At 70.2% G+C, this 17,393-nt stretch carries 21 protein-coding genes and 1 pseudogene; 3 read left to right on the forward strand and 19 right to left on the reverse strand.

The genetic code is table 11. From position 1 onward, the window contains the following. Nucleotides 1-120 precede the first annotated feature (120 nt). Complete coding sequence (locus tag ACWD04_RS06555; protein WP_451129230.1) at nucleotides 121-828, forward strand: VOC family protein; 708 nt, start codon at nucleotides 121-123, stop codon at nucleotides 826-828. 67 nt (nucleotides 829-895) lie between these two features. Here ACWD04_RS06555 and ACWD04_RS06560 read toward each other — a convergent pair whose 3' ends face one another. From ACWD04_RS06560 to ACWD04_RS06650, 19 genes and pseudogenes are all read right to left on the reverse strand, one after another. Next, on the reverse strand, nucleotides 896-2,797 hold the full coding sequence (locus tag ACWD04_RS06560; protein WP_451128774.1) for a rhamnogalacturonan lyase: 1,902 nt from the start codon (nucleotides 2,795-2,797) through the stop codon (nucleotides 896-898). Between the two features lie 37 nt (nucleotides 2,798-2,834). Beyond that, nucleotides 2,835-3,203: a YkvA family protein gene (locus ACWD04_RS06565; protein ID WP_451128776.1), complete on the reverse strand. Its 369-nt coding sequence runs from the start codon at nucleotides 3,201-3,203 to the stop codon at nucleotides 2,835-2,837. Between the two features lie 41 nt (nucleotides 3,204-3,244). Then, the gene (locus tag ACWD04_RS06570) at nucleotides 3,245-3,502 is read right to left on the reverse strand and encodes a WhiB family transcriptional regulator (protein WP_451128778.1); all 258 of its coding nucleotides are present in this window, start codon (nucleotides 3,500-3,502) and stop codon (nucleotides 3,245-3,247) included. 119 nt (nucleotides 3,503-3,621) lie between these two features. Beyond that, a complete protein-coding gene (locus tag ACWD04_RS06575) occupies nucleotides 3,622-3,765 on the reverse strand; it encodes a hypothetical protein (protein ID WP_451128780.1) in 144 nt (47 codons plus the stop codon). A 143-nt stretch (nucleotides 3,766-3,908) separates the two neighbouring features. Further along, a complete protein-coding gene (locus ACWD04_RS06580) occupies nucleotides 3,909-4,613 on the reverse strand; it encodes a ribonuclease H family protein (RefSeq protein WP_451128782.1) in 705 nt (234 codons plus the stop codon). A 25-nt stretch (nucleotides 4,614-4,638) separates the two neighbouring features. Next, nucleotides 4,639-4,910: pseudogene (locus ACWD04_RS06585) on the reverse strand (SDR family oxidoreductase); the annotation flags it as partial. A 183-nt stretch (nucleotides 4,911-5,093) separates the two neighbouring features. After that, nucleotides 5,094-5,591 (reverse strand): peptidylprolyl isomerase, encoded by a 498-nt coding sequence (locus ACWD04_RS06590; protein WP_451128784.1) that lies wholly within the window; start codon nucleotides 5,589-5,591, stop codon nucleotides 5,094-5,096. 160 nt (nucleotides 5,592-5,751) lie between these two features. Next, nucleotides 5,752-6,240, reverse strand: a complete 489-nt coding sequence (locus ACWD04_RS06595; RefSeq protein ID WP_451128786.1) for a lamin tail domain-containing protein — start codon at nucleotides 6,238-6,240, stop codon at nucleotides 5,752-5,754. Between the two features lie 341 nt (nucleotides 6,241-6,581). Further along, on the reverse strand, nucleotides 6,582-6,815 hold the full coding sequence (locus ACWD04_RS06600) for a hypothetical protein (RefSeq protein WP_451128788.1): 234 nt from the start codon (nucleotides 6,813-6,815) through the stop codon (nucleotides 6,582-6,584). A gap of 131 nt (nucleotides 6,816-6,946) precedes the next feature. Then, on the reverse strand, nucleotides 6,947-7,837 hold the full coding sequence (locus ACWD04_RS06605; protein ID WP_451128790.1) for an SDR family oxidoreductase: 891 nt from the start codon (nucleotides 7,835-7,837) through the stop codon (nucleotides 6,947-6,949). A gap of 139 nt (nucleotides 7,838-7,976) precedes the next feature. Further along, the gene (locus ACWD04_RS06610) at nucleotides 7,977-8,399 is read right to left on the reverse strand and encodes a DUF6221 family protein (protein ID WP_451128792.1); all 423 of its coding nucleotides are present in this window, start codon (nucleotides 8,397-8,399) and stop codon (nucleotides 7,977-7,979) included. Nucleotides 8,400-8,658: 259 nt separating this feature from the next. Continuing rightward, on the reverse strand, nucleotides 8,659-9,081 hold the full coding sequence (locus ACWD04_RS06615) for a SpoIIE family protein phosphatase (RefSeq protein WP_451128794.1): 423 nt from the start codon (nucleotides 9,079-9,081) through the stop codon (nucleotides 8,659-8,661). Beyond that, on the reverse strand, nucleotides 9,015-9,344 hold the full coding sequence (locus tag ACWD04_RS06620; RefSeq protein WP_451129250.1) for a hypothetical protein: 330 nt from the start codon (nucleotides 9,342-9,344) through the stop codon (nucleotides 9,015-9,017). Before ACWD04_RS06620 ends, ACWD04_RS06615 begins: the two co-directional genes overlap by 67 nt. A gap of 82 nt (nucleotides 9,345-9,426) precedes the next feature. Continuing rightward, entirely contained in the window at nucleotides 9,427-10,341 is a 915-nt protein-coding gene (locus ACWD04_RS06625; protein ID WP_451128796.1) for a PfkB family carbohydrate kinase, read from the reverse strand. After that, entirely contained in the window at nucleotides 10,338-11,327 is a 990-nt protein-coding gene (locus ACWD04_RS06630) for a zinc-dependent alcohol dehydrogenase family protein (RefSeq protein ID WP_451128798.1), read from the reverse strand. Before ACWD04_RS06630 ends, ACWD04_RS06625 begins: the two co-directional genes overlap by 4 nt. Further along, the gene (locus tag ACWD04_RS06635) at nucleotides 11,327-12,205 is read right to left on the reverse strand and encodes a carbohydrate ABC transporter permease (protein ID WP_451128800.1); all 879 of its coding nucleotides are present in this window, start codon (nucleotides 12,203-12,205) and stop codon (nucleotides 11,327-11,329) included. Before ACWD04_RS06635 ends, ACWD04_RS06630 begins: the two co-directional genes overlap by 1 nt. Further along, the gene (locus ACWD04_RS06640) at nucleotides 12,202-13,167 is read right to left on the reverse strand and encodes a carbohydrate ABC transporter permease (protein WP_451128802.1); all 966 of its coding nucleotides are present in this window, start codon (nucleotides 13,165-13,167) and stop codon (nucleotides 12,202-12,204) included. Before ACWD04_RS06640 ends, ACWD04_RS06635 begins: the two co-directional genes overlap by 4 nt. Then, nucleotides 13,164-14,522, reverse strand: coding sequence for an ABC transporter substrate-binding protein (locus ACWD04_RS06645; protein ID WP_451128804.1), 1,359 nt, complete (start codon nucleotides 14,520-14,522; stop codon nucleotides 13,164-13,166). Before ACWD04_RS06645 ends, ACWD04_RS06640 begins: the two co-directional genes overlap by 4 nt. Nucleotides 14,523-14,690: 168 nt before the next feature. Next, nucleotides 14,691-15,452 (reverse strand): DeoR/GlpR family DNA-binding transcription regulator, encoded by a 762-nt coding sequence (locus ACWD04_RS06650; RefSeq protein WP_451128806.1) that lies wholly within the window; start codon nucleotides 15,450-15,452, stop codon nucleotides 14,691-14,693. Nucleotides 15,453-15,954: 502 nt separating this feature from the next. Between ACWD04_RS06650 and ACWD04_RS06655 the strand changes: the two genes are divergently transcribed. Together ACWD04_RS06655 and ACWD04_RS06660 are read left to right on the forward strand one after the other, a co-directional pair. Next, nucleotides 15,955-16,740, forward strand: a complete 786-nt coding sequence (locus ACWD04_RS06655; RefSeq protein ID WP_451128808.1) for an SAM-dependent methyltransferase — start codon at nucleotides 15,955-15,957, stop codon at nucleotides 16,738-16,740. Between the two features lie 23 nt (nucleotides 16,741-16,763). Then, nucleotides 16,764-17,393, forward strand: coding sequence for a class I SAM-dependent methyltransferase (locus ACWD04_RS06660; protein WP_451128810.1), 630 nt, complete (start codon nucleotides 16,764-16,766; stop codon nucleotides 17,391-17,393).

Raw genomic sequence — 17,393 nt, forward strand, 5'->3', positions numbered from 1 at the left:
TCCGACCGGTGAACGAGTGATGAACGGGCCCCGGAACCGGCGCCCTGGCACCATGAGGGCCCCGGGAGACGCACCCGGCCCGCAGCAGAGGAGCACTGTGATCCGCTGGCGTACGCCTTCATCGACCGTCCCGCGCCGACCGCCGGCCGCGCCGCCTCCTTCTGGAGCACGGTCACCGGAACCCGCGTCTCCACGCCGTGGGGCGAACGCGGCGAGTTCACCACGTTGATCCCGGACGGGGCGGACGCCTGCCTGGTGACCCGGGCGGTGGGCGGGGCGGGCGGAGCTCATCCCGATCTGGCGGTGGAGGACGTGTCCGCCTTCACCGCACGGGCCCGCCGGCTGGGTGCCAAAATCGAGGCCCGGCACCCGGAACTGACGGTCTTCCGCTCTCCCGGCGGCCAGCCGTTCTGCGTCGTGCCCTGGCGGGGCCGGACCCGACGGCCTCCGGTCCTGACCGACGCCGGCGGTACCACGAGCCGCCTGGACCAGATCTGCCTCGACGTGTCACCGGCGGCGTTCGACGCGGAGGTCGCGTTCTGGGCGGCACTGACCGGCTGGGACGCGCGCCCGGGCGACCACCGGGAGTTCCACGTGCTCCGCCCGCCCCTGGATCTGCCGGTCCATCTGCTCATCCAGCGCCTGGACGAGCCTCGGGGCGCCTCCGCGCATCTGGACCTGGCCTGTTCCGACCTGGTTGCCGGGCGGGCCCGCCACGAAGGGTACGGCGCCGAGTTCGTCCGCGACGGCGACGGGTGGACGGTGATGCGGGACCCTGCGGGAGGCCTCTACTGCCTCACGGGGCGCGACCCTCTGACGGGCGAGTAGGCCGGCCTCCGGAGCACGGCACCGGCGGGCCGCGACCCGGACGAAGGGGGCACGGCCCGCAAGGACACTACGGCGTGGTGATGCTCGGCCGGGGCGCGGTCGCCATTCCGCTGCCGATGGCGAAGCTGGGGTGCGGCGGCTGGTTGTACGCGGTGTTCTGCCAGGCCAGAGCCGTCCGGTACATGGTGTCGTGCAGCAAGGTGGTGATCCTCGTGCTGGTCTCGTGCGGTGTGGAGTAGATCCGCAGTGCCGTGTTGTTGGTGGTCGGCCAGACGGCTTCCTCGCGCCAGTCGCCGAGGAGATCGCCGGAGATCGCGGGCGTGGCCTTGGTGCCGTTGCCCGAGTGGACCGAGGCCCCGGTCAGCAGGCGGGTGTCTGCCGAGGTGCCGTACTTGTCGATGTGGGTGCCGTCGAGGAGTTCACGGGTGGTGTCGCCGTCCCACCAGGACAGGAAGTTGGAACTGGAGGGCTTGCGGCTGGTGACCACGTCACCCTTCGGGCCGCGCACACCGGAGACGGCGGAGGACCAGGATTCGGCGCCGGCACTGCCGGGCCAGATGTCACCGGACACACCACGTCCGTTGTCCCCGCTCGCCGGCGTCGACCAGAGGATCTGGCCGGTCTTGGCGTCCGCCATCCACGAGGACGGCTTCGAGCTGTCCTCGTCGACCTTGAACTCCTCGAGACCCGCGCGGGAGGGATTGAGGTCCCCTACGTGCATGGCGTCGCCGTGGCCGTTCTTCGTCGTCCACAGTCCGCTGCCGTTGTCGTCCACGGCCATGGCGCCGTACATGATCTCGTCCTTGCCGTCACCGTCGGCGTCAGCGACGGACAGCTGGTGGTTCCCCTGGCCGTCGTATCCCTTGCCGGAGTTGGTCGAGCTGTTCGTATCGAAGGTCCAGCGCCGGGTGAAGGCGCCACCCCGCCAGTCCCAGGCGGCGATGACGCTGCGTGTGTAGTAGCCACGCGCCATGATCAGGGACGGCCTCGCGCCGTCCAGGTAGGCGGTGCCGGCGAGGAAGCGGTCGACCCGGTTGCCGTAGGAGTCGCCCCAGGACGACACCGTGCCGCGCGCCGGGACGTAGTCGACGGTGCCCATCGCCGCGCCGGTCCTCCCGTTGAACATCGTAAGGAACTCGGGTCCGGACAGGATGTAGCCGGAGGAGTTGCGGTAGTCGGCGGAGGAGCTGCCGATCACCTTTCCGGCACCGTCGACGCTGCCGTCGGCGGTCTTCATCGCCACCTCGGCCTGGCCGTCACCGTCGTAGTCGTACACCTGGAACTGGGTGTAGTGCGCGCCGGAGCGGATGTTGCGCCCGAGGTCGATCCGCCAGAGCCGGGTGCCGTCGAGGCGGATCCCGTCGATGACCGTATGGCCCGTGTAGCCGGACTGGGAGTTGTCCTTGGCATTGGTGGGCTGCCACTTCAGTACGAAGTCGAGGGCGCCGTCGCCGTCCAGGTCGCCGACGGACGCGTCGTTGGCCTCGTAGGTGTAGGCGACCCCGTCGGGTGTCGTCCCGCCGGCGGGCGGGCTTATGGGCACGTCCTTGTATCCGGCGCGGAACTGGATCGCGTGCACGGAGTCGCCCTGTTCCACGCCGTCGACGACCGCGCGCACCGTGTAGTCGGCGGTGGCGGGCGCGCCGGAGTGGAAGTAGTTCGTGGACGCGGTGACCGGCGAGGCGTTGACCTTGGTGCCGGCCCGGTAGACGTTGAAGGAAACGTTGTCGGGATCGGTACCCAGCCAGCGCCAGCTGACGAGGTTCCCGCTGTCGGTGTGCACGCTCACGACGCCGCGGTCGAGCGCCTCGGCCTGCCGCGCGGTGGCGGCCTGCGAGGTAGGGCCGAGCGCCACGAGCCCGCCGGCGGCGAGCAGCCCGGCCGTCAGGGCGCCGATCAGCGCGCGCGTGCGGGTGATACGACGTCGGCGGCGGGGAGGGGATTGGGGGTGGGGAAGCAGAGGCTCCACGAGAGGCACCTTCTGGCAGGGGATGGCTTACGCCCCCTCAGTTGCTCCCGGAAGCCGAAAGGTTGCCGTCCGATTCCGTTCGTGTCGCGGCCGCGGGCCCGGCGCCCGGACGCGTTCCGGGCGGCCCGCCCCTCCCCGCACCGGCCGCGTGGGCCGAGGCGTGCAGCGAGCGCAGAGCGAGCAGCAGGAAGCCGATGTCGTCGAGATAGACGGGGTCCGGCAAAAGGTCGACGGGCGACACGGTGTAGATCACCGCCGCCCATACGAGCGCCTTGTTGCGCAGCGGGACGCCGGCGTCGATGAGGAGCCTCCTGGCCCGGATCACGCGCACCAGGAGGACAGCGGCGGCACCCGCCACGAGCAGGAGCGCCAGCGCGCCGAGAAGTAGCCAGACCGAGATGTCCATAGCTCATGGTCTCCCGGCGGGGCGGCCGGAGCCCGGAGGCTTCACCCGTGGCTCCTGGCCTGCTGCCGGGCGCGGCGGCGCTTCAGGGCACGGCGCTCGTTCTCGTCCATGCCTCCCCACACGCCCGCGTCCTGTCCGTTCTCCAGGGCCCATCCCAGGCACTGTTCCCGCACGGGGCAGGCCCCGCAGACGGCCTTGGCCGCCTCGGCCTGCACGACCGCCGGGCCGCTGCTGCCGATGGGGAAGAACAGATCGGGGTCCTCCTCGCGGCATGCCGCGTGCATGCGCCAGTTGTCCATGTCTCTCACTCCTTGTCCCAGGGAACGGTCCGCCGGTCTCTGCTGGTTCCGCTCCGTTTCGGTTCCGCACTGTGCGCGTGACCGCCATCGGGCGTTCGAAACCACAACTGGCCCGGCGTTCAGGGGTTTCCGGCGTTCCGGCTGCTCCCGGAAACCTCCAGGATCGCGCGGTCGCCGATCTCCGCGACCGGGACGCGGAGCAGGTGCAGCGGTGGGCCGTCGACGTCCGTGTGGAGGGTGGCGGCCCTGGTCGTGATCGACATGGACGCGAACGCGGTGGAGCACACTGCGGGCCAACAGATCCGGTGCCGCGTGCTGCGTACCCCCGGCCGGGTACGCATCTGCGTGTGGAACCGCGCCGACGGCACGACTGGTCCGGGCCGATATCTGAACGCCCCGTGATGACTCAGGCGAGCGACGCCCGGCACTCCGGGTGACCCCAGCCGTTCGGATTCTTGGCGATCATGTCCTTGGCCGCGTACGGCTTCCCGCAGTGGCACCGGCCCGCAAATTTCGCCCGGATCGTGCCGCCGGATCGCGGCCGGCCCGTGGAGCCACCCGCAGACCCGCCCTTGACGGCCCCCGCGCCCGCCGCCCGGCTCTTCGTCGAGCGGGCAGGCGCCGGCACCGGCATGTCCGCGGTGCCGTACGCGGTCCCCGCCGCCTGCTGCGAGACGGCGACCTCGCTTGCGGCCTGGTCGGCCACCGCGTTGAGCGGGTCGCCGTCCACCTGGTGCGCCGGTACGTAGCGGAAGGTCACGCTGCGGCTGCTCAGCAGCTCGTCGATGCCGACCACCAGCTCCCGGTTGGCGACCGGCTTGCCCGCCGATGTCTTCCACCCGTTGCGCTTCCACCCCGGCAGCCACTTGGTCACCGCGTTCATCGCGTACTGCGAGTCCATGCGCACCTCGACGGGCACGGCCGGATCGGTCGACTTCAGCAGTTCCAGGAGCGCGGTGAGCTCGGCGACGTTGTTCGTGGCGGTACCCAGCGGACCCGCCTCCCACCGCTGGGGGTCCCCCAGGTCATCGGCCACGACCCACGCCCAGGCGGCAGGTCCCGGATTGCCCTTCGATGCCCCGTCACACGCGGCGATGATGCGCTCGTTCATGCCCCGATCATGCCAGCCCGGAAGGTCAGGGCACGATCGAGTCGATGTACCCGCCGTCCACCCGCACGGCCGCGCCCGTGGTGGCCGATGCCTGCGGGGAGCTGAGGCGGACGACGAGATTCGCAACCTCTCAGGTTCGATCAGGCGTGGGAGCAGGGACTGCGGACGGTACAGGCGCATGAACGCGCGCCGGGCCTCGTCCCACGGAAGGTCCCTGCCCACGGGCTCGCGGACGAAGTTCTCGACGCCGCCGGTGTGTGTGGGCCCGGCGATCACCGAGTTCACGGTCACTCCGGTGCGCTGTCGCGCTCGCCGCACCCGGTGCGTCACCGGAGTGGGGCACTGCGGTCCGTGATCTACGTCGTCGGGGACGACACCGCTGCGCCTCGCCCGCCGGGTCAGCCGGGCGGACGGGCAGGTGCCGGACGCGGCTCGGGGCTCCCGGACCGCGGAAACCGGCCGGGAGCCCCGTCGAGTGCGTCAGAGGACGCCGGACTCGGAGACGGCGATCTTCGCCTTGGTCTTGCCGTTCGAGGAGCCGTACGACTCGATCTTGCGGACGAGCGCCATGCCGGCCTCGTCGGCGACCTCGCCGAAGACCACGTGCTTGCCGTCCAGCCACGGGGTGACGACGGTGGTGATGAAGAACTGCGAGCCGTTGCTGTTCGGGCCCGCGTTGGCCATCGAGAGCAGACCCGGCTTGTTGTGCTTCAGGGTGAAGTTCTCGTCGGCGAACTTCTCGCCGTAGATGCTCTTGCCGCCGGTGCCGTTGCCGTTCGTGAAGTCACCGCCCTGGAGCATGAAGTCCGGGATGACCCGGTGGAACGGCGAGCCGGCGTAGCCGAAGCCCTGCTCACCGGTGGCCAGCGCACGGAAGTTCTCAGCGGTCTTGGGGGCAACGTCGTCGAAAAGGTTGAACACGATCCGCCCTGCGGGCTGGTCGTCGATGGTGATGTCGAAATACGCCTTGATGGTCATGAGTCCATCCTGACATCACTCACCGCCCCCCGATGCACAGACCCCACCCCACGGGGCCGCGAACCGCACGGACAACGGCGTACCACGGGGTTGAGCCGTGGTACGCCGTTTCGGTCACGAGTCAGTCACGGAGAGCGTCGCTTCCCCTTGCCGACGCCGTTCAGCGGTTGCCGCGGTGACCGCCGTCGCGGTGCCGGCCCCAGGACTCGGAGTCCACCCTGCGCCCGCGGTCGTCGCGGAGCGTGGCGGTGTCCCGGCTGTCCCACACGTAGTTGCGGCGGTCCTGGTACACGTCGTGCCGGGTGTCACGGCCGACACCGGTGTGGACGCGGACGGAGGAGCGGCCGGGCAGCCGCAGGTCGAAGGTGTACGAGCGGCGGCTCTCGTCGGTGAGCTTCCAGCCCCGGAGATTGACGGCGTGACGACCGGTGTTGGTGACGGTGACCCACTCGGCGTTCAGACTTCGGTTGGAGCCGTTGTCACGGCCCGGGCTGTCGTGCTGGATCTCGCCCAGGACGATTGCCGAGCGCTGCGCCGGCCGGTTGTGACCGTGGTCACGGCCATCGGCCGTGGCCGGCAGGGCCGCTGCGGCGAGCAGGGCGCCTGAGGCGAGAACGGTGGCGGTGATCCGTCGTGCGGAACGGGACATGGAAACCCCTCTTCGTGCGGGCCCGAAATGGAGCGCCGGGCGTTTTTCCGACCCGGCGTCGTGCCGGGAACGCAAACTTTGTCCCGCTTTCGAGGTGGCCGAAAGGTGCCCTGGTCCATGTGACGAAGTGCGGACATTTCTGTCACACACGACTGCATCCGGCACGGATCCCGGCGATCGTAGGCCTGTCAACCGTTGATCGTTGCACCGACCCTTCCGGCGAACGGTCCACCCGATCGTGGCGCCTGGTCCGCCCCGACCCGGCTCCCCCGGGCGCTCCACTCCCGCCCACGCGGATCCATGTAACAAAAGCGACAGCGCTTACCTGGACGGATGTTCCATTACCGTCGGGACAGGAGCTCGTGCGTTCGAGCCTTCAGCATCCATCGTGAAGGGGCGAGACGGACGCGCTGACCGCCGCTGGTGACCAGCGCGTTCACGGGTGTCATCGGATCCAGTGCCATCGTCCTGGCCAGAAGGACGCCGACGGCCAGCGGGAGCAGGGTCACGGCCAACGCCGTTCCGGCGCTGGTCAGGTTCTGGATGCGGGGGCGCGTCGGCGCGTCGGGGAGCATGGTCCCCATTTGACCGGCGGGGGTGTGCGACGCCATCGGGGCACGTACTCAGACGAGCTGCTCCCCCGTACTCAGTCCGGATCCGGGAGCGGACGTGGTCCGGGTCGTGTCCGCTCCGGGCGGCACGCGAGTCAGCCGTCCGGCTCCTGGCGGCCTACGGCGTCGGCCCGGCCGCCGGCTCCGAGGAGCCCTGTGGGCACGAGCGGGGCCCTCCGCCCCAGTTCGGGCAGCTCGCGCTTGGAGACGGCCGTGACGACCGGGGGCATCGCGGCACGCACCAGCTGCGTGGCGCGGAGCCATGCGGGCACGTACACGGCGGCACTACGCCGTTCGACCGCCCGCCCCATGCGGCGCGCCACGGTCTCCACCGGATAGACCTTGCGTGCGGGCCTGGGCATGTGTGCCCGTAGCTCGCGCAGTACGGGGTGCTGGTCGGCATCACGGATCATGTCGGTGTCGGTCCAGTTCAGGTAGCCGATGCCCACCCCGACGTGCTCATGGGCGAGCTCGGCGCGGAGCGCGTGCGCGAAGGACTCCACACCGGCCTTGGAAGCGCAGTAGGCGCTCATCATGGGCGCGGCGCCGATGGAGGCCAGCGAGGCGATCTGAAGGTAGTAACCACGTGTGGCTCGCAGGTGGGGAAGGAAGACGCGCGCGGTGATCGCGCTGCCGATCAGGTTCACCTCGATCACGCGCCGCCAGGTCGATGGGTCGGATTCGGCGAAGGGGCCGCCCTCGGCCAGCCCCGCGTTGGCGACCACGACCGAAACGGGCCCGAGCTGCGCGCGGATGTCGCCGGCCACCTCCGCCATGGCGGAATCGTCGGCGACATCGACCTCCCAGCACTGCGCCCGGCCGGAGAGAGAGTGCCGCACCGCTGTCAGGCCCGCTTCTTCCCTGCCGATCAGGGCGACCGTGGCGCCACGGCTCCCCAGATCCCGTGCTACGGCCGCGCCGACGCCCCGCGCCGCGCCGGTCACGACGGCGACACGGCCCTTCAAAGGACCGGCTGTGCCCGTCATCCGCGTCTCCTCAAGGTCGGGCCGCGATCTGTTCCGCACCGTCGTCCCGCGCACGGACGGTGCCTCGACTCCACTCCAGCATTCCTGGTGGGCGGCAGCCCCGCGAGGCGAACGGGCGCGGGGGCATCCCGGCATACCTTCATTCCGGAGCGGAGGACGGGCCCCAGTGGGAGAACCGGGGCAGCCACTTCACCCGGTAGCCGGGATGCCCGGCGTATTCGGCGGCCATCTGCCGGACGACGAACCCCAGCCCGACGGCGCGACCCGAGGTGAAGTCCTGGGCCGGGCGGTCGGTGTCCAGGGCCGCGATCTCCTCGTACTCGTCCAGGAGGACCCTGGTGGTTTCGATGCGGCGCAGCGTGCGCGCCGGGTCCTGGAAGGCGATGTGCCGGTCGTAAGCACGCGACCGTACGACGAACGCGATACCGCTGGTGCGGTCGTGCACCTCACCGGGTGCCTCGGCCGGGGTGCGCCAGCCGTCGCCGCCCGCTTCCCGCGCGATGCTCTCCTCCTCGGCGAGGCGTGCCCGCACGAAGGCCAACAGGTCCGAGTTGTCTGCCATCTGGTTCCGAATCCTTCTCGCTACAGACCGCGGCGGAAGATCCACTCACCGCCACGGACCCGTTCTGCCCGACCAGCAGAGAATGCCTCACCCACGCGCCGAGGCGCAGTCCGCACCTCGCGCGTTCCGTATGACGGACACCGCGTCCGGTGTGACCGGCGGGAATCAGCGGGGCGGCGCCCGGCGGGCGGCCATGAGAAGCGCGATGTCGTCGGGCCGGTCCTCGTCCTGCCGGCCTGTCCGATGATGCGGTCAGCGGTCAGCGGTCTCGGCGGGTGGCGCATGGCCCACCGTGTCCAGGCTGGCCCGCAGACGCTCGATTCCCTCGTCGATGTCCGTACCCGCCTTTTCCACGAGCCCGTCCGTGAACAGGTCCAGGACTGCCCCCGTCACCGAGCCGCGGCTCGGTGACGGGATACGAGGCCTCCAGGTCGACGCCGAGCACCACGCCCCCTGGGAGGTCCAGGACCTCGGTCCTGCCGCCGGGATGCCGCAGGACGGGCTGCGGGTGCCCGGCGCTACGGCCCGGGCGGCTCCGGTCGCGGGGTCGGGCAGGACGTAGCAGCAGCTGGCGAATGACCGGGGTCGAGGCCGATGAGCAGTGGTCGGTGGCGCTCATGATCTCCTGCGGTGCACGCCCGATGAACACGAACGCCCGTACGGCGCTCGGCAGTTGCCCCATGGTGGCTGCAGCGGCGGCACCGTGCCCTGGACGTCCCCGATGACCAGGGCGAGTCCGACGGCCGGTCGTGAGTGTCTGCACACCGGGAATGTGCGCATCGGACCGACCCCCTCGAAGGGGACGTATCTGCCGGCCGGGGGCCCCACGAGCACTGCCATCAGCAGCAGGCCCCGGGGCGGGGAGCGCAGGTGGACGCCACCCGCGTACCCCCCGACGGCGTCGACGGCGCTCACCACGGCCTGGGCGAGCACCAGGACAGACATCAGGCGCCCGGCTGCCCTCGTGGCTCCAGGTCACACAGCCAGGATGCGCACCCCCCGCGCGGGTGCGCATGTCCTGTGCCCCTCAGAGACGGGCGGCGACGGAGGGCTCCGTGCCCGCCTGCGCGCACACCGAGGCGGCCGCCTCGGAGGCGAAGAGCAGCATGTCCCTGACCTCCTCCGGATGCGGTGTCGCCGTGAAGGTGCCGAGAGCCCCCAGCCGGCTCAGCAGGCCCGCGGTGAACGCGTCCCCCGCCCCGATCGTGTTGACGACCTCGACCGGTGTGGCCGCGACGGACACGGGCGGCGCGGTCGCGGTGTACGCCGTACTGCCCCTCGCGCCCCGGGTGAGGATCACCAGCCGTCCCGCGGCGGCGAGCTTCCGGCAGGTCTCCTCCGGATCGGTCCCCGGCCACAGCCTTTCCAGGTCTTCGTCGCTGGCCTTCACGACATGGGCGAGGCCGCACAGTTCGCGCAGCGTCGCCGAACCGTGGTCCGCGCCCAGGGTGCGGTCCTGGCGGACGTTGGGGTCCACGACGAGGAGGGAGTGCTCGGCAGCCGCGAGGGCGGTCGCCCGCACGGCCGACGCCGCCGGTTCGACGACGGCCGCGAGGCCGCCCACGTACACGGCACCGAACCCGGCGGCCCGAGTGGAAAGGTCCGGCAGCCGGAACGTAGCCGTGTCCTGGAGGTGGAAGTGGTACCCCGTACCTCCGTCGCCCGGTTCGGCGACGGCCAGCGCGGTGGGCAGGCCGGAGCGTTCACAGAAGCTGAGGTCGACCCCGGCCGCCCGCAGCCGTTCCTCGATCATCCGGGCGAAACCGTCGCCGCCCAGGCCCCCGGCGAACGAGGCCGGGGTCCCGAGCTTGGCCAGCCCGACGGCGACATTGGCCGGGGCCCCGCCGAACTGAGCGGATCGTACGCCGCCGTCCCCGGCCTCGGGGACGAGGTCCACGAGGGCCTCGCCGAGCACGAGGACGGCGCCGGGCCCGCCCGTCACGGCTCGACCACGATCTTGCGGCCGATGCCGGCCTTGAAGCGGTCGATGGCCTGCGGGTACTGCTCGAGCGGCAGCCGGTCGCTGATGAAGACGGCCGGGTCGAGGACGCCGGCGGCGAAGAGCGCGGCGGCACGTTCGTAGCTGTGCAGGACCGCCATCGATCCGGTGATGGTGATCTCCTGGTTGTAGATCCGGTACGGCTCGATGACCGCCGTCGTCGCGTAGTCGGCGACCCCGAACTGGAGGAAGGTGCCGCCCTTGGCGACGCGGCCCAGACCGTCCTGGATCGCGGCCGCGTTGCCGGTCGCGTCGATGACGACGTCCCAGCCGCCGGGGCGGTCGAGCTCGTCCGCCCCGGCCGCCGACCGGGAGCAGCCGAGGAGCCCGGCCGTGGCGAGGCGGTCGGGGTTGACGTCCAGGACGTCGACGCCCGCGGCCCCGGTGCGCTTGGCGAGCTCCAGCATCATCAGGCCCATGGTCCCGGAGCCGTAGATGAGCACCTCGGCGCCGAGGGTGCTGTTCAGTACGTCGTAGCCCCGCACCGCGCAGGACAGCGGCTCGATCAGGGCCGCGTCCTTGACGTCTATGTGCTCGGGCAGCTTGACGCAGTTGGCCACAGGGGCGACGGCGTACTCGGCCGCGCCGCCGGCCACGGTGACGCCGATGGCCGCCCAGCGCTCGCAGAGGTTGCCGCGTCCGATGCGGCAGTAACGGCACTCGTGGCAGTGCAGGGACGGGTCGACGGCGACCCGGTCGCCGATGGCCAGCTCCGTGACGTCCCGGCCGATGCCCACGATCTCCCCGGCGAACTCATGGCCCGGAACGATCGGCAGGGTGGGCGCGAACTCGCCCTGCAGGATGTGGAGATCGGTCCCGCACAGTCCGCACGACGCGACGGACACGACGACGTCACGCGGACCGGGCGTCGGGTCGGGGACGGTGGTGACGGAGACCTTGCCGGGGGCTTCGACGATCGCTGCCCGCATTACTTCACTGCTCCAAGAGACAGGCCCTGGACGAGTTTGTCCTGGGCGGCGTAGCCGGCGGCGAGCACCGGCAGGGATACGACGACGGACGCGGCGCACAGCTGGGCCAGGAAGAGGCCCTGGCTGGTGACGAATCCTGTGAGGAAGACGGGTGCCGTCTGGGCGACGACGCCGGTGAGCACCCTTGCGAAGAGCAGTTCGTTCCAGCTGAAGATGAAACAGATCAGCGCGGTGGCCGCGATGCCCGGCGCGGCCATGGGTGCGACCACCCGGGCGAGGACGGTCGGCAGCCTGGCGCCGTCGACCTGGGCGGCCTCGATGACGGAGACCGGCACGTCCGCGAGGAACGACTGCATCATCCAGACCGCGATCGGCAGGTTCATCGAGGTGTAGAGCAGGACGAGGAGCCAGATGTTGTCCAGCATCCCGACGTTCTTGGCGAACAGGTAGATGGGGAGGAGGCCCGCGACGACCGGCAGCATCTTGGTGGAGAGGAAGAAGAACATCACGTCCGTCCACTTGCGGACGCGTCGGATGGAGAGGGCGTACGCCGCCGGGAGCGCCAGCAGGAGCACCAGGACCGTGGAGAAGAACGAGGCGCCCAGGGAGTTGAGCAGGGGCGGCCAGGGGGTGACCCCGGTGTCGGCACCGAAGAAGGCGCGGTAGCCGTCAAGGGTGAGCGGCGCGAAGACGGACGGCGGGTTGGTGGCGGCGTCCGGCTCCGCGTGCAGCGAGGTCAGCAGCATCCACAGCGCGGGCAGGCAGAAGGCGAGTCCTGCCGCCCAGGCCAGCAGGCCCAGCACGGTGGACCGGCGCTTGGCCCGCCGCAGGAGCCGTTGCGCGGACGGAGCGGACGCGGGGACGGTGGCAGTGGTCATGCGCGGTTCGCCTCCTCACTGAAGAGGGACGAGACGGTCCGGAGCGCGAAGGTGGCGATGATGATCGTGCCGATCACCACCACGACTCCCGCGGCGGACGCCAGTCCGTATTCGTGGGCCTGGTAGAAGGTCTGGTAGATCGTGTAGGGAAGGTTGGCGGTACCGAGTCCGCCGGCGGTGATCGTGAACACCGCGTCGAAGTTCTGCACGATGTAGACGGCGCCGAGCAGAACCCCGAGTTCGAGGTACCTGCGCAGGTGCGGCAGGGTCAGATACCGGAAGGTCTGCCAGGCGCTGGCACCGTCCAGACGTGCGGCCTCGACGACCTCGGCGGGGCGGCTCTGAAGCCCCGCGAGCAGGATCAGCATCATGAACGGCGTCCACTGCCAGACGAGTGCGGCGATGACGGCGAGCAGCGGCATGTCCGCGATCCAGTCCGGCTGGCTCGGGCTCGTATCGCCGAAGAGGTCTCCCAGCCAGCTGAGCGCGCCGTTGAGAAGGCCGTACTCGGGGTTGTAGAGCGCGTGCTTCCACAGGAGTGCGGCGGAGACGGGCACGATCAGGAACGGCGTGATGAGCAGGGTACGGACCATGCCCCGGCCGAAGAACGTACGGTCCAGGAGCAGCGCGAGGGCCAGGCCGACGACGACGGTGGCTATGACGACGCCCGCGGTCAGCAGGATCGTGGTGAGGACCGAGTCCCGGAGTGCGGCGTCGGTGAAGACGGAGGCGTAGTTGTCGAGCCCGTTGAAGGCGCGTTTGTCGGGGCTGAGTGAGTTCCAGTCGAAGAGGGAGATCACCAGGGTCGCCACGAACGGCAGCTGCGTGACGACGATCAGGAAGACCAGTGCCGGCAGCAGCGGAGCCCTGGTGGCCCAGGCCCGGGGACCGGTCTTCTTACGGGCGGGGGCGGCGGGTGGCCGGGGTGGTGACTGGGGGGTGGTGCCGACTGTTGTGGTCATCGGTACTCCTTGGCGACCTGTTCGGCCAGCTTCTGGGAAGTGGCCAGCGCCTTGTCGACGGACTGGCGGCCGGCGATGGCCGCGCTGATCTCCTGCGCGACCCTGGTGCCGAGATCGGTGAACTCGGGGATGCCGACGAACTGGATGCCGGGCACGGGGCGCGGCTGGGTTCCCGGGTTCTTCGGGTCGGCGCCGGAGATGGCCTGCTCGGTGACGTCCGCGAAGGCGCCTGCCGCCTGGCGGTATTCGGGATTGTCGTAGGTGGAGGCCCGCTTGCCGGCCGGTGCGTTGGACCAGCCGCTGGATTCACCGACGAGCGACTCGTACTCCTTGCTGGAGGCCCAGGAGACGAACTTCCATGCGTCGTCGGACTTCTTGGAGGCTTTCTGGATGCCCCACGCCCAGGTGTAGAGCCATCCCGAGCTCTTGGTCTCCTCGACCGGCGCGGGAACGTAACCGATCTTCCCCTTGACCGGGGAGCCTGCCGCCTCCAGCGAGCCGGCACCGGCCGTGGCGTCGTACCACATGGCGGTCTTGCCCTGGGTCATGTTGTTGAGGCACTCGGCGTACCCGGCCTGGGAGGCGCCGCGTTCCCCGTGCTTGCGCACGAGGTCGACGTAGAACTGCGTGGCCTTCTTGAACTCGGGTGACGTGAGCTGGGGTTTCCAGTCCTCGGTGAACCATGTACCGCCCATGGTGTTGACGACGGTGGTGAGCGGTGCGATGAGCTCGCCCCAGCCGGGCAGTCCGCGCAGGCAGATGCCCTTCATGCCGGGTTCGGCGCCGTCCGCCTGCGCCGCGAGTCCGGCCACCTGTTTCCAGGTGGGGTGCTCGGGCATCGTCAGCCCCTGCGCCTCGAAGACGTCCTTGCGGTACATGAGGAAGGACGACTCGCCGTAGAAGGGCTGGGCGTAGAGCCTGCCCTCGGCGGTGAGCGACTCCCTCAGGGGTTCGAGGATGTCGTCCTGGTCGAAGGCGGTGTCCTTCGCCGCGTAGGTGTCGAGCGGGTGGAGCCAGTCGTTCTTCGCGAAGAAGGGCACTTCGAAGTTGCTGATGGTGCCGACGTCGTACTGTCCGGCCTGGTTGGAGAAGTCCTGACTGATCTTGTCGCGGACGTCGTTCTCCGGGAGCACCGTGAAGTGGACCTTGATGCCGGTCTCCTCGGTGAAGTGCTCGGCGGTGAGCTTCTGCAGCTCGACCATCTGCGGGTTGTTCACCATGAGTACGTTCAGTGCGTCACCGCCTCCGAACGCGGTACCGCCTGCTCCGGCGCACCCGGCGGCGAGGAAGGCCATCACTGCCGTGCCCGCGACCGCACGCACGCGGGTCCCACGGCGTCGTTGCTGGTGGGGCATAAGTAATTCTCCTGATCGGTCGTAGCGGCTCGCGGATCGCTGCCCGTGCCCTCCGGTTCTCCTGACGGTTCCGGGCATGGCGGGCCTGTCCTCCGGCCTCCTGACGGGAGCGGGGGACGAGTCGGTGGCGGGTGGGGACGACGGTCCGGGGACCGCCGTCGGGTCGGTTCAGACGCGGATGACGTTCGGGCCGAGCAGGGAGTAGCGCTGGGCCTCCGCCGACGGCAGCCCGGTGTCGGTGACGACGGCCTCGAAGTCTCCGACATCGGCGAAACGGCAGAAGCTCACCGCTCCGAACTTCGAGTGAACTCCGGCGAAGACACGGCGGCGGGCGCTGCGCATGGCCTGCGCCTTGACCTCGCCGACCGCCGGGTCCGGGGTGGTCAGCCCGTACTGGCGGGAGATGCCGTTCGCACCGACGTAGGCCAGGTCGATGACGAAATCGGCGAGCATGCGGGTGGCCCAGTGGTCGACGGTCGCCATGGTGCTGCCGCGCAGGCGCCCGCCGAGCAGCAGCACGGCGGTCTTCTCGACGTCCGCGAGGACCGTCGCGACGGCCAGGGAGGCGGTGACCACGGTCAGCGGCCGGTCGCGGGGAAGGGCTTCGGCGATGAGCTGCGGGGTGAAGCCCTCGTCCACGAAGACCGTTTCGGCGTCACCGAGCAGGTCGGCGGCGGCCGTCGCGATCCGGGACTTCTGCGGCACGTGGTGCGTGGTGCGCATCGCCAGGGTGGTTTCGAACCCGGCGCTCTCGACCGGGTAGGCACCGCCGTGCGTACGCCGTACGAGACCGTGTTCCTCAAGGGTGTGCAGATCCCGCCTGATGGTCTCCTTGGCCACCTCGAACCGTTCGGCCAGCCGGTTCACATCGACCGAACCGTCCCGGCGAGCCGTCTCGAGTATTCCTCGTCGGCGTTCCTCGGTGCCCACGACACCATCCCTGCGCTAGTGCGAATCTGCCGTGGTCCCGGTGTCCGTTCGGGCCACGCATTGTTTGTACAAGCAGAAACGGCTGTTCGACCAGCTTCTTCGCGCCACGGGCTGCGCCCGTTCATGCCCGTTTCCTCAAAGGTTCCCGTGCTGGTGGCCTGCGTTATCGCGACATCGAGGCGTGAGTACGGTGCCCGCTTCGCCGATGATGATGCCCGTTCCATGCCCGCCAGCGGTCACGCAGGCCTCTGGAGCGGGTGCGGCATCCCCGGATCGCAGCGGACACAGCCCGAAAATGCCCGATTGGGCGCCTCAACGCCTGATTTCAGCCAACAACTCATGCCGCAGGCGCCTCCGTGATCACGGACAGCGGCGAGCCCGACACCCTCGACCGGCCGGTGCCTCAGTCACCCTGCAGCGTCAACGACGGCCTTATCCGTACGAGTTGCTGTGGCAGACTTCGCAGGCGCAGCGGTTCACCTCATCTGCAACGGAGCTCGTCATGACGACTGGGACACCTCAGCCCCCGATCGACACCAGCAGGCCTCACTCGGCACGCGTCTACGACTCGCTGCTCGGCGGCAAGGACAACTACCCGGTGGACGAGGCGGTGGCCAGGCACCTGCCGGCCGAGGCGAAGGCGGGAGCGTTCCAGAACCGTGCCTTCATGAACCGCGCGACGGCCTGGCTGGCCGGCGAGGGGGTCAGCCAGTTCCTGGACATCGGCACGGGCATCCCGACCGAGCCGAACCTCCACCAGATCGCCCAGGAGATCAATCCGCGCTCACGGGTCGTCTACTGCGACAACGACCCGATCGTCCTGCGGCATGCGGAGGCCCTCCTGGTCAGCGCTCCGGAGGGGGCCACGGAATACGTGCACGCGGATGTGCTCGAGCCCGCCACCATCCTCGAGGCGGCCCGCAAGGTCCTGGACTTCGACCGCCCCGTCGCACTCTCGCTCCTGGGTCTCCTCCATTTCCTCCCCGACGACCTGGACCCGCGGGCCATCGTGCGCACCCTGGCGGGCAGCCTGCGGCCGGGCAGCTATGTGGTGCTGTCCCAGGGTGCCTCGGACGTGAACCCCGAGCGCGGCGTGCAGGGCGCGGCCGAGTACGGCAAGGGCGGCATCCGGCTCGCGCTGCGCACCCGCGCCGAGTTCGCCGGCTTCTTCGAGGGCCTGGACATCGTCGAGCCGGGTCTGGTGACGGCCCCCGAGTGGTTCCGCGGCACGCCGGCCCCTCAGCCGGAGATGAGCGGCGTCTACGTCGCGGTCGCCCGTATCCCGTAGCACCGGTCGGAAGGGGACGTGCCGTGGACGAAGACGGCCGGCACGCGGCAGCCGAGGCGTTCAATGCCATCGGTGCCGACTACGAGAGGGCCTTCGCCGGCTCGCCCGCGCACCACGCCTCGCTGAACCGGCTTCTGATGCGGTTGTCTCCGCACAGCCGGGTTCTGGACGTCGGCAGCGGAACGGGCCGGCCGACCGCCCACGCCCTGTCGGCCGCCGGGCACGAGGTGCTGGGTGTCGACGTCTCGCCGGTCATGGTGGAACTGGCTTCCCGCCGCGTGCCCGAGGCTTCCTTCCGCTGCGCCGACATCCGTGAGGTCCCGCTGGAGGAGGAGAGCTTCGACGCGGTCTGTGTGTACTTCTCACTCCTGCAGATGTCACGCGTCGAGCAGCGCTCTCTCGTGCACCGCCTGGCGGCGGCGCTCAGGCCGGGCGGCCAGCTGGTCCTGGCGACGGTACCGCTGGATGTGGAGGGGGTGAGCGCCGTCTTCATGGGCCAGGGGGTACGGGTGAACAGCTTCGGCCGAGAGGCGTTCAGGGCGCTCGCAGCCGGCGCCGGACTCACCGTCGTGCACGAGGACGGCACGGTGTTCACGCCGTCCCACCCAGGAGCGGTGCCCGAACCCCACCTCTTCCTGGACTGCCGCCGGTGA

The organism is Streptomyces sp. NPDC002911, from assembly GCF_053591835.1.